We start from the raw sequence: 13,181 nt of genomic DNA, 5'->3' as shown, positions 1-13,181 counted from the left end.
ATCATGAATCTCACTACTTTTGGCTTTATTCTCACTGGCATTTTACTTAATGCCGTCGCGCAAGTTCTATTAAAAGCTGGCACTAAAGCAGTCGGCGCTATTCATTTAAATGCAGAAAATTGGTTTTCGATTGGATTGCAATTAGCAACACAGTTACCAATTATTGGCGGTCTAACCTGCTATGTCATTTCTGTTGTAGTGTGGATTATCGGACTGTCGCGCGTTGATGTCTCCATTGCCTACCCGATGCTGTCTATTGGCTATATTGTCGCGGCGGTTGGAGCTTGGTATTTTCTCGGAGAAGTCTTATCGATGCAACGGATTTTGGCAATTTGCGTCATCATCTCCGGTGTCGTACTGCTTGTAAAAAGCTAAAAAAGTAGCCATAAAGGGTTAATCTACACCGAAAACCCGTTGCAATTGAGATTTAAAAATACCTGACTTTTCCTACCTTGCAATGTGTAGTCAAGGAAAGGAAACGAGTTAGAACTAAACGAATTAACCAGTTCCCATGCGCCCCCGCTGTGCACAGGACATAAGCAAATAAGGAAAGTTATGAGCGACGCATTAGCATTTTTGCCTTTCACTAAACCTACCATGGATGAAGAGACCATCGCCGCCGTTGCGGACGTGATGCGCTCTGGCTGGATGACAAGCGGCCCTAAAGTACAGGCGTTAGAAGCACAATTGTCAGAATATTTCGGTGGCCGTCCAGTTCGTACATTTAATTCCGGTACGTGCACAATGGAAATTGCGTTGCGCGTTGCGGGTATTGGAGCAGGTGACGAAGTCATCACGACTCCAAATTCTTGGGTAGCGACCGCAAATGTGATCATTGAAACAGGCGCCACACCCGTCTTCGCTGATATCGACCCAAAGACGCACAACATTGATCTGGCAAAAGTCGAGGCCGTCATTACGCCACGTACGAAAGCGATTATCCCAGTGCACATGTGCGGACTGCCCTGCAACATGGACAAGCTCTACGAGATCGCTGCGAAATACAATTTGCGTGTCATTGAAGATGCTGCGCAAGCAATTGGATCTAGCTGGAATGGAAAACGCATTGGTTCGTTTGGTGACTTCGTTTCTTTCAGTTTTCAGGTCAATAAAAACATCATGACTGGTGAAGGTGGCTGTCTGGTGTTGAATAATGCAGAAGAAGTCCGTCTTGCTGAAAAATATCGTTTGCAAGGCGTTACTCGTAGCGGTCTCGACGGCATCGATGTAGATGTCCTTGGCGGTAAATTCAATATGACGGATATCGCCGGAGCGATCGGGCTGGGACAAATGAAACGTTTGCCAGAATTTAATGCCAAACGTCTTGAATTAGCAAAATATTATTTTGAACAATTCGGTACTGATTTTGAAGCACAATCTGGTGCGGAATTACCTGTAGCTGACTTTGAAAACTCAAACTGGCACATGTTCCACCTTGTCTTACCTGAGCGAATTGATCGTGCGACTTTTATGCAGCAAATGCTGGATGTAAAGATTGGTCTAGGCTACCACTACCGCGCTATCCATTTATTCACCTACTACCGAGAACGCGGCTTTACAGATGGCATGTTTCCAATCGCTGAACGCATCGGTAAACAGATCGTCACCTTACCTTTGTTTCCGTCAATGACAAAGGAAGATGTCGAAAGAGTCGTGTCTGCGGTAAAATCCCGCCTTCTTTGAAATTTGCAAGCCCATATAATGAAACCCGAACTCTCCGTCGTCATCCCTGTCTACAATGAAGAAGCTGGTCTCGCGAAGCTTTTTGCGCGACTCTATCCTGCGCTCGACGCGCTGGCCGCACGCGGTGTCAGCTACGAAATCGTCTTTGTTAATGACGGTAGTCGCGACAACACGGCACTGATCTTATCCGATCAGTTCCGTTTGCGTCCAGACGTAACTAGGGTCGTTTTATTCAATGGCAATTATGGTCAGCATATGGCCATACTGGCCGGGTTTGAGGCAACACGTGGAGAGATCGTCGTCACACTGGACGCGGATCTCCAAAACCCGCCTGAGGAAATTGGCGCTCTGGTAGACAAAATGCGCGAAGGCTACGATTACGTTGGCTCTATTCGCCGCAAACGGCAAGATAGCGCATGGCGGACTTATGCTTCAAAGGCGATGAATCGCTTCCGTGAGAAAATTACGCGCATTAAAATCACCGACCAAGGCAACATGCTGCGCGCGTATGGCCGCAATGTTATTGATTTGATGAACCAGTGCAGCGAGGTCAACACCTTCGTCCCAGCCCTTGCATACACATTTTCACGTAAGCCAACAGAAATTACCGTAGAGCATGAAGAACGCTCGGCTGGCGAATCGAAATATTCGATTTACAGCCTGATCCGTCTCAATTTTGACCTGATGACTGGTTTTTCCATCATGCCATTACAATGGTTTTCAATGCTAGGTATGGTGTTGTCAATTCTATCAGGTGGTCTGGTCGGCTTACTGTTAATTCGTCGTTTTATTTTCGGCGCAGAAGCAGAGGGATTATTCACGCTATTTGCGATTGCTTTCTTTATGATGGGCGTCATTCTTTTTGGTATTGGATTGCTCGGAGAATACGTCGGACGTATTTACCAGCAAGTCCGTGGCCGACCTCGCTACGTCGTACAGACGATTTTGCAAGATCTGAGCGATGATCAGCCAGAAAAAGGCTGATCAGCAAACTCATATCACGACCAAATACTTTTTTAAAGAATAATTCATGAATCTCCCCCCCGTATCTGCTGTCGTATTTGCCTACCATAACGTCGGCGTCCGCTGCATTAAGACATTACTTGCCCGAGGTATTCAGATCAAGTTGGTGGTAACCCATGAAGACAACCCAGCAGAAACGATCTGGTTCGACTCAGTAGCCGCTTTGTGTAAAGAACATGGTATCGAAACAGTCACCCCAAGTGATCCATCAACACCAGAACTCGCTGCCAAAGTAGCAGCAATCGGACCGGACTTTATTTTTAGTTTCTACTACAGACACATGCTGCCAGTGAGCTTACTTGCGTTAGCTAAAAGGGGTGCCTACAATTTGCATGGCTCTCTGCTGCCGAAATACCGCGGACGCGTGCCAGTCAACTGGGCGGTTTTACATGGAGAAACAGAAACCGGCGCAACGCTGCACGAGATGGCTGCAAAGCCGGATGCCGGGGCAATTATTGCGCAAACGTCCGTCCCAATCTTGGCAGACGACACTGCATTCGAAGTTTTTGGCAAGCTAACAGTTGCTGCAGAGCAAACATTGTGGCATGCTTTGCCGCAGCTCATGAGTGGCACATTCACGCCATTACCAAATGATCTGGCGAATGGTAGCTATTTTGGTGGTCGTAAGCCAGAGGATGGTCGCATTGACTGGTCTCAGAGCGCAAATCAAGTGTACAACTTGCATCGCGCAGTTGCACCACCCTATCCAGGTGCCTTTTTTGAGCAATTCGGATATCATTTTATTATCGAAAAAGCACGTTTGTCAGATTTATCCGCCGCAAATTTGCCGACAGGCTTACATGTAGTAGATAATGTCATTTACGGTGTGTGCGGCGATGGTCGTGCACTGCGAATAATCGAATTACGCTGTGATGGCAACATCGTCTCAGCAGAAGAATTGCAGCAATTGACACACGTAGCTGGATAACAGCAAAAACACCAACGTCAACGCATTACAGCAATCAACATTTACTTAAGAAGAACTCACCATGAAAAAAGTCCTCATTCTCGGCGTGAACGGTTTTATCGGTCACCACTTGTCCAAACGCATTCTCGAAACCACTGACTGGGAAGTCTATGGCATGGACATGCAAACCGAGCGTTTAGGCGACATGATCAACCATCCACGTATGCACTTTTTTGAAGGTGACATTACCATCAATAAAGAATGGGTTGAGTATCATGTTAAAAAATGCGATGTCATTTTGCCATTGGTTGCCATCGCAACACCATCCACTTACGTTAAACAACCATTGCGCGTTTTCGAACTCGATTTCGAAGCGAACTTGCCAATCGTCCGCTCTGCAGCCAAGTATGGCAAGCATCTGGTTTTCCCATCTACTTCTGAAGTCTATGGCATGTGCCACGATGAAGAATTTGACCCAGAAGAATCCGAACTGATCTGCGGCCCAATCAATAAACCGCGCTGGATCTACTCTTGCGCGAAACAACTGATGGATCGCGTGATCTGGGGTTATGGCATGGAAGGCTTAAACTTCACCTTGTTCCGTCCATTCAACTGGATCGGTGCTGGCCTAGACAACATCAACACACCAAAAGAAGGCAGCTCACGTGTTGTGACGCAGTTCTTCGGCCATATCGTTCGCGGCGAGAACATCTCCCTGGTCGATGGCGGCGCGCAAAAACGTGCTTTCACTTACATCGATGACGGTATCGACGCTCTGATGCGCATCATCGATAACAAAGATGGTATCGCTTCCGGCAAAATCTACAACATCGGCAATCCGACCAACAATTTCTCTATCCGTGAGTTGGCGCACATGATGCTCGATCTGGCGACTGAATATCCTGAATACGCAGAATCCGTTAAAAAGGTACAACTGACAGAAACAACTTCTGCAGCTTACTACGGCAAAGGCTACCAAGACGTTCAGAACCGTGTTCCAAAAATCACAAACACATGCGAAGAGCTCGGCTGGAAACCAGTAACAACAATGAAAGATACAATGCGCAATATTTTTGATGCGTATCGCTCACAAGTTGCTGAAGCCCGCGCGCTGATGGATTAATTGGTATCGACAACAATAAATCATACATGCCTTCTATCGTATTAAAGATTGATGTCGATACATTTCGCGGCACAAAAGAAGGCGTACCAAATCTGGTGCGCCTTTTAAAACGACACCAAGCTGGTGCTACTTTCCTATTCTCGTTAGGCAAAGACCACACCGGCTGGGCATTGCGCAGGGCCTTCAGGCCAGGTTTCTTTCAGAAAGTTTCCCGCACTTCGGTCGTTGAACATTACGGCTTTAAGACCCTGATGTATGGGGTTCTGTTGCCTGCGCCAGATATTGGATCGTGTGTGACTGAAATGCGCGCTGTTCAGGACGCAGGTTTCGAATGTGGCATTCACACATGGGATCACGTCGTCTGGCAGGACAATGTCCGTCAACGTGGCGCAGAATGGACGCAACACCAGTTGCAACAGGCGAATGCAAAGTTCAAGCAGATTTTTGGCTTTGCGCCAAAAACGCATGGTGCCGCTGGCTGGCAAATGAACCAGTACGCTTTCGAGCAACTAGATCAGTTTGACATGCAATACGCCTCTGATGGACGCGCCATGCTCAATGACAATGGAAGTCTTGCAGACGTTGCCTACGGTCCGTACCGGCTGAAAATCGGAGAAAAGGTTTGTTCGTGCATTCAGATGCCGACCACCCTTCCAACGCTCGACGAATTGCTGGGTCGTACGGTGGCAGGCAAAGAGATTACTACCTCGAATATCGCTGCACACATCCTTAGCCTGACAAAAGACCCTAGAGATCATGTGTTTACTCTGCATGCTGAACTTGAAGGGCAGAAACTCGCCCCCATATTCGAAGAATTGCTGATTGGTTGGCGTGAACAAGGATATCAATGTCTCTCAATGGCATCCTATTACGAGACCATTCAAAACACCGATTTACCTGTACATTCGCTGTCCTGGGCTAGTTTACCAGGACGTTCCGGAGAGCTGGTCGCCCTGGTCTGAACGGTGAGCAGCGAGTTCTCCACTCTATAATCAAGGAGATCACAGTGGCTGATACCCCTTCTGCGTTGAATTGTTTAGTACCGGATTTTTCTGCCACCATGACCGGCGGCAAAGCATTTGAACTACAAGAATACGCTGGCAAGAATATCGTCATCTATTTTTACCCAAAAGACAACACTCCGGGTTGTACTACAGAAAGCATCGCTTTCCGTGAATTACATCCGCAGTTCCTAGAGAAAAATACGGTTGTTTTTGGTGTAAGCCGCGATAGCCTTCGTTCTCACGAAGGTTTTAAAAATAAACTGGCACTACCTTTTGAACTTATTTCAGACCCAGATGAGACCCTCTGCACCATGTTCAATGTCATGAAGATGAAGAATATGTACGGAAAACAAGTTCGCGGCGTGGAACGTAGCACGTTTGTGATTGACGTCACGGGTAGATTGGTGAAAGAATGGAGAGGCGTCAAAGTAGCAGGACACGTTGATGACGTACTTGAATTTGTGAGCGCCCAAACCTAATTGAACTCGCCAGAATTTATATTGAATAAAGCCGCCCATGGCAAAGCCAGCTTCATGCTGGTAATGCCATAGCGGCTTTTAATTTTTTTAGCTCTCACTTTTTGATTGAGGTTTTTATGCCATTGCCAAAAATGCCGACAAAACCCGCCGCTTTGCTTTCGCCAAAAGAATATCCGAAAGCAGAAAAAGGCAAGCCCACCAAAGCGCTTAAAGCTGCATTGCCTGAAAAAACTAAAGCAGATAACGCTGCAAGCACGCCGAGAAAGAAACAGGCGGTCGCCACCTCCACGGAGATCGCTAAGCATGTACCGACTGTTACCGAAAAACCAGTCGCCACAGTGAGCACATCATCTGCAATCGCACCTGCGATCGTAGCAGCAGCAAAAAACAAACTCACTCCAAATCCAAACAAGTCTGGCACGAGTCGTGCCGCCGATAAGTCGGGCGTCACTAAACTTTTCGTACTCGATACGAACGTATTAATGCACGATCCAACATCCTTATTCCGTTTTGAGGAGCATGACGTCTATCTGCCAATGATTACATTGGAAGAGCTGGACGACCATAAGAAAGGGATGTCTGAAGTCGCACGTAATGCCCGTCAGGTTTCACGCTCACTGGATGCACTGGTTGGTGACATTTCTCACCAAGACATTGAAAAAGGTATTGCGCTTTCCAAATTGGGCAACAAGGACGCTGGCGGCCATCTGTATTTTCAGACTAAATTACAAATAGGCACGTTACCAGCGGGGCTGCCACAGGGCAAAGCAGACAATCAAATTCTTGCCGTCGTACGCGCGCTGGAAAACGAATTCCCTGGACGCCCAATTGTTTTAGTCTCCAAAGACATCAACATGCGCATTAAGGCGCGTGCAATGGGCTTACCTGCAGAAGACTATTTCAATGATCACGTACTGGAAGACTCCGACCTCCTCTACTCCGGCATCGTTCAGTTACCGGATGACTTCTGGAATAAGCACGGCAAAGGGATCGAGACCTGGCAAGAGAATAAAAATGGGCTGAGTAGCACTTTTTATCGTATCACGGGTCCAATCATTCCTAGCTTGTTGGTGAATCAATTCGTCTACCTAGAACCAAAAAATGGCGAAGCATCGTTTTATGGTCAAGTACGCCAGATCAATGGCAAAACGGCCGTATTGCAAACCTTGCGTGACTACGGCCATATCAAGCATAGCGTCTGGGGTATTACATCCCGCAATCGCGAACAGAATTTTGCGCTCAATCTCTTAATGGATCCTGAATGCGATTTCGTGACCTTGCTGGGTCAGGCTGGCACAGGAAAAACGTTGCTCGCGCTGGCAGCTGGTTTAGCGCAAGTACTAGAAACTAAAACCTACAATGAAATCATCGTCACCCGCGTGACGGTGCCAGTCGGTGAAGACATTGGTTTCTTACCAGGTACGGAAGAAGAAAAAATGTCTCCTTGGATGGGGGCATTCGACGACAACCTTGAGGTACTAAACAAATCCGACAATGATGCGGGCGATTGGGGAAGAGCAGCAACGCAAGATCTGATTCGTTCCAAAATCAAGATTAAATCGCTGAACTTTATGCGCGGCCGCACCTTTGTCAATAAGTTTTTGATTATTGATGAAGCGCAAAATTTGACGCCAAAACAAGTTAAAACACTCGTCACACGTGCAGGCCCAGGCACCAAGATCATCTGCCTAGGTAACATTGCCCAGATTGACACGCCTTATCTCACAGAAGGCTCCAGTGGCTTAACCTATGTCGTTGATCGTTTCAAGGGATGGGCACACAGTGGCCATGTGACTCTCGCAAGAGGAGAACGCTCTCGCTTGGCAGATCACGCAAGTGAAATTTTATAACGACACAACGAAGCTTTAATCATCACCAAAAGCGCTGCATTGCAGCGCTTTTTTTACGTTCAGCAAAAAAAAATTAGCTGTTGTAGACTATTGCCTAGGCAACGATTAATTTGTATTTATGAATGTTGATATTCCTCCTTTACCGTTTGATGTGACCCAGGTCGAAGATAGCGTTGGCTATTTACTCGCAAGATCACGAACCATGATTTCCCGAGGAGTGGACGAATCACTTCGTTCCTTGGACATTACTCACTCTCAGGGCAGCGTCTTTATGATGCTGTCAATCGGAAAGTGCAACACGGCAGCGGAGTTGTCCCGTGATCTTTATATAGACTCCGCCGCAATGAAACGCACTCTAGATAAGTTGGAATCGAAAGGGTTCATTGAGCGGATTACTGATCCAAGCGACAAACGCCTCAATAAGCTTGAGTTGACCATGAAAGGAAAAGCGCTGGCGCAGAAACTGCCCGCTATTTACAGAGAAGTACTAGATATCGGGTTCACTGGTTTTACTCAAGAAGAAATTGGTTTTCTAAAATGTTTATTAAGAAAACTGCTCGCAAATCGTGGGTTATTAGAAACACGCTAACATCGTTGCTCCGACAATTAATTTAACATCAACATTTGAATGTTGAATGATCCAATATGAAGCCAAAATATAAACATCAATTAAATTCGCACGGTTTGCTGCGGTTTGCTGTCAGCGCTGTCACCTTTGCCATGTTAAGCGGTTGCGTCAGTTTTAGCGGAATCGAAAGCAGCGCTAAACTCAATTCTTTATCTCAGGCTGCAAATATCGACATCTACGGTCAACAAAAAGGTCAATGGCCAGACAATCAATGGGCAAAAAAAATCGGTGGAAAAGATCTGCAGGACTTAATTGATAACGCGTTAACAAATAGTCCATCGTTACAGGTCGCGGCTGCGAGAATCAACGCGGCACGCGCCGCCAGTGATTATGTCGGCGCCAACAGATTACCAAGTGTCAATGCTGGTTTTGAAAATACGTATCAGCGTTTCACTGAAAATGGTCTGATTCCGCCGCCGCTGGCTGGAAATTACTATTCAGATAATGAACTAACGCTCAGCGCTTCATATGATGTCGACTTTTGGGGCAAGCACAAAGCAGAAATGCGTAGTGCACTCTCTCAGGAGCAAGTCGCTGCGGCTGAGCAGCAAAGCGCGCGCCTGATGCTCAGTAACGCTGTTGCACGCAGCTGGGTACAACTCGCCCGTCAATATGCACAACTCGATCTAAGCAAACAGCAATTAGCTGTGCGCGAAAAATTCGATGCATTGATTGCCCAACGGGTCAAAGCAGGCCTAGACACCAAGTCTGACATCCAGCAAGGACTGATTCAGGTTTCCGCGTTAAAAAATGACATTTCGTCTTGGGAATCTGCCATTGCACTGACGCGCAACCAACTAGCTGCGCTCATGGGACAAGATCCGACGCAAGGATTAATGATCCCCCGTCCGCAATATCATCCAACGCAGAACACTCAGCTACCCGAAAATCTCCCCCTAGAGCTCATTAGTCGGCGTCCGGATATCGTGGCAGCGCGTTGGCGCGTTGAAGCGAGTCAAGGTGATATTGAAGCAGCAAAAACCCAGTTTTATCCAAACATCAATATCATTGGTTTCGCAGGACTTTCAGATATCGGCCCTGGTGCCGGACTTGAGCGTTTGTTTAAAAGCAGCAGCCTGATCGTTGGTGCAGGCCCCTCAATACACCTGCCGGTGTTTGAAGGTGGTCGCCTTCGCGCCCAATTGAAAAATAAAGTTGCTGGCTACGATGTGGCGGTAGCTACGTACAACCAAAGTCTGACCGATGCTTTACATGACGTGGCTGATCAGATCCAAACAATCAAAGCCAGTGAAATTGAGCTCAATGAGCAGGGCAAGGCTGAACAAGCAACAAAGATTAATTTGCAACTAGCTCAGCAGCGCCAGAAAGCGGGCACTGCCAATATGTTGCCAGTATTATCGGCTGAAAGCGCCCTGCTCACACAGCAAAAACAAACCATTGATATTACCTTCCGTCGTGCCGAGAGCCACCTCAACCTCATTAAGGCGCTTGGTGGTGGCTACGACAGCAAAACCGACCAAATCAATTCTCAAACGACCCCAGCAACCCCTGCATCTAACAAACCGGAGGCAGCGTAATGAACGCTCCATCTCAACATACACAAAATACTCCATCCTCAACTGCACCGACGATCGAAGCCGCGCCGGATTCCAATAAGCGTCGTGGATTATTGATCATCGTTACGACGTTACTTGTGCTCGCCATTATCGTTTATGGAGTTTGGTGGACACTCGTAGGAAGCCATTATGAACATACGGAAGACGCCTATGCCGCTGGCAACGTAGTTCAGGTTACGCCGCAGGTCGCGGGGACCGTGGTCGCTATTCATGCTGACGACACAGATCTGGTGCAAGCCGGAAAACCACTGATTGATCTGGACAAAACTGATGCGAAGGTCACTCTTGATCAAGCAGAAGCACAATTAGCGCAAACGGTACGTGAAGTGAAGGTGCTGTTTGCCAACAATGCAAGCTTGCAAGCAAATATTGACCTACGCAATACTGATGTCGACCGCGCCAAGTCCGATCTGGCACGCCGTCAACAGCTCCTAAGTACTGGTGCAATCTCTTCTGAAGAATTGGAACATGCCCGCAGCACACTCAAAACTGCGGAAGCAGCCCTGATTGCCGCTCGCGAACAATTAGCGTCCAATCATGCATTGACGGAAAACACAAACGTCACACAACATCCTAACGTGCTGCGTGCAGCATCCAAGTTACGCGAAGCGATGCTGACTTACAGCCGTACTAATTTACCAGCGCCGTTAACTGGTTACATCGCTAAACGCGCAGTACAGGTTGGTCAACGCATTGCCCCTGGAACCCCACTACTGTCGATCGTGCCACTCAACTCATTATGGGTCGATGCCAATTTCAAAGAAGTACAGTTAGCTCACATGCGCATTGGACAAGATGTCGTTTTACACTCTGATTTGTACGGTAGTGATGTAGAATTTCACGGCAAAGTGTTAGGCATGTCGGCTGGCACAGGTTCTGCGTTTGCTTTGTTGCCAGCACAAAATGCTAGTGGCAACTGGATTAAAGTTGTTCAAAGGGTCCCAGTCCGGATCTCACTTGATCCAAAAGAATTATCTGAGCACCCATTACGCATTGGTGTTTCGATGCAGGTACAGGTAAATATCTCACAGCAACAAGGCGCACCTATCGCTGCTACACCAAAAGTGGGTGATACACCCGTTTATCAGACAACCGTTTTTGAACAAGCGGCCAAAGATGCTGATCAGCGTATTGCACAGATCATCAATGCAAATCTGGCAACAACAGCAGCTTCACCAAAGGCGAAGTAATGAGCTCTGGAAAAAGTACGCCGAATGCACCTCACCCTCCTCTGGAGGGTGCCAAACTGGCATTAGGGACCATAGTACTGTCTCTTGCCACGTTTATGAACGTGCTAGATTCGTCGATTGCCAACGTGTCGATTCCTGCCATTTCAGGCAATCTAGGCGTCTCCCCACAGCAAGGAACCTGGGTTATTACGTCTTTCGCAGTTGCCAACGCGATCTCAGTGCCCCTCACCGGATGGCTTACGATGCAATTTGGTCAGGTCCGGTTATTCATGACTTCCATCCTGCTTTTCGTATTTTCCTCATGGTTATGCGGGATGGCTCCGAATATCGAAATGCTGATTGCGGCGCGTGTTTTGCAAGGTGCCGTCGCTGGACCAATGATTCCATTATCGCAGTCGCTCCTCTTGGGTAGTTATAAGCCCTCAAAGAGTTCAATGGCGCTTGCCCTATGGGGGATGACAACGCTAGTTGCACCAATTATGGGGCCTCTACTTGGCGGATGGATCTCCGACAATTACTCTTGGCCGTGGATTTTTTATATCAACGTACCGGTTGGTTTGTTTACCGCATATGCGACGTGGGCTCTTTACAAGACGCGGGAGTCTCAAATCAGAATTCTGCCTATTGATAAGGTGGGACTATTCTTATTGGTGATCTGGGTCGGCTCATTGCAGATTATGCTAGATAAAGGAAAAGAATTAGACTGGTTCAATTCTGGCGAAATCATCCTGTTAACGGTCGTTGCAGTTGTTGGTCTGATCTACTTTATTATTTGGGAACGAGGTCAGGAACATCCGGTAGTTGATCTTACACTGTTTAGTGGGAGGAACTTTTCTGCTGGCGTATTAGCCATTTCAATCGGTTATGGCTTATTCTTCGGCAGCCTGGTCATCATGCCGCTATGGTTACAAACACAGTTGTCATACACAGCGACGGAAGCCGGTAAAATTATGGCGCCGGTTGGTATTTTTGCGATTATTCTGTCACCAGTGATCGGTAAAACTTTACCTAAGGTTGATGCCAGAAAAGTTGCGTCAACGGCGTTTATTCTGTTTGCACTGGTGTTTTTCCTGAGGGCCAGATTTACGACGGACGTCGATACCATTAGCTTGTTGATTCCAACCTTGATACAAGGTGCGGCAATGTCAATGTTCTTTATTCCGCTGACCTCCATCATCCTGTCGGGTCTAAAGCCAGACAGAATTCCAGCAGCTTCAGGATTGTCAAATTTCGTAAGGATTATGTGTGGCGGTATGGGGGCGTCGATTATGACCACCCTATGGGATAGTCGTAGCACTTTACATCACGCCCAAATCACTGAGAGCACCGGTAGCAGCTTTCCTGCATTTGTGCAGACGGTGCAATCTCTCGGGCAACAAGGCATACCAGAATCTGGCGCTTACGCAGTAATTGATCGGGTCATTTCGGTGCAGGCAAGCACCATGGCAGCTACGGATATTTTTTATCTCGCCGCCTTTATGTTTTTAGGACTGATTGGCTTTGTTTGGCTCACTAAACCGAAAAAATCTTCTGCCCCTATTGACGCGGGCGGCGCGCACTAAGTACTCAAAAAAAAGGGGTGATCGAATATGAAGTGCCCCCGAAAAGTTGGACATTGTTCCAAATTTTTCGGGGGCATTTTTTATGACCAAATATACAAAGGAATTTCGAATTAAGGTGGTTAGGGCGTACATTGATCGGGGTATGGGACAGAAAA

At 47.3% G+C, this 13,181-nt stretch carries 12 protein-coding genes; all 12 read left to right on the top strand.

Annotated features, from left to right (window positions below; translation table 11 throughout):
- Positions 1 to 3: 3 nt before the first annotated feature.
- The 12 genes from ACO0KV_RS03985 to ACO0KV_RS03930 all read left to right on the top strand — a co-directional run bounded on the left by ACO0KV_RS03985 (position 4) and on the right by ACO0KV_RS03930 (position 13,026).
- Positions 4 to 375, top strand: a complete 372-nt coding sequence (locus ACO0KV_RS03985) for an EamA family transporter (RefSeq protein ID WP_423040123.1) — start codon at positions 4 to 6, stop codon at positions 373 to 375.
- Between the two features lie 180 nt (positions 376 to 555).
- Entirely contained in the window at positions 556 to 1,683 is a 1,128-nt protein-coding gene (locus ACO0KV_RS03980) for a DegT/DnrJ/EryC1/StrS family aminotransferase (protein ID WP_423040121.1), read from the top strand.
- 18 nt (positions 1,684 to 1,701) lie between these two features.
- Positions 1,702 to 2,667, top strand: coding sequence for a glycosyltransferase (locus ACO0KV_RS03975; protein WP_423040119.1), 966 nt, complete (start codon positions 1,702 to 1,704; stop codon positions 2,665 to 2,667).
- 46 nt (positions 2,668 to 2,713) lie between these two features.
- Positions 2,714 to 3,634, top strand: coding sequence for a formyltransferase (locus ACO0KV_RS03970; RefSeq protein ID WP_423040117.1), 921 nt, complete (start codon positions 2,714 to 2,716; stop codon positions 3,632 to 3,634).
- A gap of 61 nt (positions 3,635 to 3,695) precedes the next feature.
- Positions 3,696 to 4,736 (top strand): bifunctional UDP-4-keto-pentose/UDP-xylose synthase, encoded by a 1,041-nt coding sequence (locus ACO0KV_RS03965; RefSeq protein ID WP_423040115.1) that lies wholly within the window; start codon positions 3,696 to 3,698, stop codon positions 4,734 to 4,736.
- A 26-nt stretch (positions 4,737 to 4,762) separates the two neighbouring features.
- Positions 4,763 to 5,698 carry a polysaccharide deacetylase family protein gene (locus tag ACO0KV_RS03960; RefSeq protein WP_423040113.1) on the top strand — a complete coding sequence of 312 codons (936 nt, stop codon included), beginning with the start codon at positions 4,763 to 4,765 and terminating at the stop codon, positions 5,696 to 5,698.
- A gap of 44 nt (positions 5,699 to 5,742) precedes the next feature.
- Positions 5,743 to 6,219, top strand: coding sequence for a peroxiredoxin (locus ACO0KV_RS03955; RefSeq protein ID WP_423040111.1), 477 nt, complete (start codon positions 5,743 to 5,745; stop codon positions 6,217 to 6,219).
- Between the two features lie 116 nt (positions 6,220 to 6,335).
- The gene (locus ACO0KV_RS03950; RefSeq protein WP_423040109.1) at positions 6,336 to 8,069 is read left to right on the top strand and encodes a PhoH family protein; all 1,734 of its coding nucleotides are present in this window, start codon (positions 6,336 to 6,338) and stop codon (positions 8,067 to 8,069) included.
- Positions 8,070 to 8,187: 118 nt separating this feature from the next.
- Entirely contained in the window at positions 8,188 to 8,658 is a 471-nt protein-coding gene (locus tag ACO0KV_RS03945; RefSeq protein WP_423040107.1) for a MarR family winged helix-turn-helix transcriptional regulator, read from the top strand.
- A 56-nt stretch (positions 8,659 to 8,714) separates the two neighbouring features.
- Positions 8,715 to 10,235, top strand: a complete 1,521-nt coding sequence (locus ACO0KV_RS03940) for an efflux transporter outer membrane subunit (protein ID WP_423040105.1) — start codon at positions 8,715 to 8,717, stop codon at positions 10,233 to 10,235.
- Positions 10,235 to 11,464, top strand: a complete 1,230-nt coding sequence (locus ACO0KV_RS03935) for an efflux RND transporter periplasmic adaptor subunit (RefSeq protein ID WP_423040103.1) — start codon at positions 10,235 to 10,237, stop codon at positions 11,462 to 11,464. The genes ACO0KV_RS03940 and ACO0KV_RS03935 overlap by 1 nt, the downstream gene beginning before the upstream one ends.
- Positions 11,464 to 13,026: a DHA2 family efflux MFS transporter permease subunit gene (locus tag ACO0KV_RS03930; RefSeq protein ID WP_423040101.1), complete on the top strand. Its 1,563-nt coding sequence runs from the start codon at positions 11,464 to 11,466 to the stop codon at positions 13,024 to 13,026. Before ACO0KV_RS03935 ends, ACO0KV_RS03930 begins: the two co-directional genes overlap by 1 nt.
- The last annotated feature ends 155 nt before the right edge of the window (positions 13,027 to 13,181 follow it).

It is taken from the genome of Undibacterium sp. RuRC25W, assembly GCF_049339825.1.
Classification (GTDB): Bacteria; Pseudomonadota; Gammaproteobacteria; order Burkholderiales; family Burkholderiaceae_D; genus Undibacterium.
Note: the sequence above shows the minus strand (reverse complement) of the source record. Positions and strands in the feature narration are given on the sequence as shown.